Source organism: Acinetobacter johnsonii (genome assembly GCF_048551975.1).
Classification (GTDB): Bacteria; Pseudomonadota; Gammaproteobacteria; order Pseudomonadales; family Moraxellaceae; genus Acinetobacter; species Acinetobacter johnsonii_A.
The window spans coordinates 1-278 of the sequence record NZ_JBIMCF010000208.1 but is presented as its reverse complement, the minus strand read 5'-3'; the positions used below and the strand labels follow the sequence as shown (position 1 = coordinate 278).

Below are 278 nucleotides of genomic sequence, written 5' to 3'. Positions count from 1 at the left end.
TAGCTAATAGCTTTCTGACTAGCTAATTCACTGGTACATAGCGGTAATTCTAATTTGTAGCAGATATGAGCATGACCATTTTTTGGGGTCTGTGCTGTCCAATATGGCATTGGTAGATTTGCATCATTCCAAGCCATAACAGCTTCTGAACGGTCTAGGTCAAAAAAGAAGTAATGAAGCATACAAGGCTGATTGCCCTGTATGTATTGCATTTTGATTGCCGTTTTTTTCGGTCTTATTTGTAAGCCATACAATAATTCATCTGCACAGTATGGTTT

1 protein-coding gene is annotated in these 278 nt (G+C 38.1%); it reads right to left on the bottom strand.

Annotated elements, in window-relative coordinates:
• Positions 1 to 278, bottom strand: a 278-nt coding sequence (locus tag ACG9ZB_RS17270; RefSeq protein WP_419326851.1) for a replication initiation protein, incomplete at both ends; no start/stop codon positions are given.